This window comes from Mesorhizobium sp. M1A.T.Ca.IN.004.03.1.1 (assembly GCF_003997555.1).
In the GTDB taxonomy this organism is placed as follows: Bacteria; Pseudomonadota; Alphaproteobacteria; order Rhizobiales; family Rhizobiaceae; genus Mesorhizobium.
On record NZ_RZTV01001233.1, the window covers coordinates 1 to 229 of the forward strand.

Sequence of the window (229 nt, forward strand, 5' to 3'; positions counted from 1 at the left end):
CTGGAGCGCAACCGCGCGCTCTACAGCCTCGACAGGACGGGTTTCGCCGAATTGATGACGCGCCAGGCCAGGGGCCGCGGCCTGCTCGGCGCCTTCCTCGTCGAGCGCGACGGTTCCGTGAACGTCCAGGCCGACATCGCCACCGAAAAGCCGCTGCCGGCCATTCCGCAGGATGCGCTGGAAAAGGCCGCTGCCGGCCAGCCGACGCTGATTCCGCCCGGCGTCACCA

1 pseudogene is annotated in these 229 nt (G+C 69.9%); it reads left to right on the top strand.

Features of this window, described 5'->3' with window-relative positions:
- Positions 1-229, top strand: a pseudogene (locus EOD29_RS35635) (PAS domain-containing sensor histidine kinase); the annotation flags it as partial.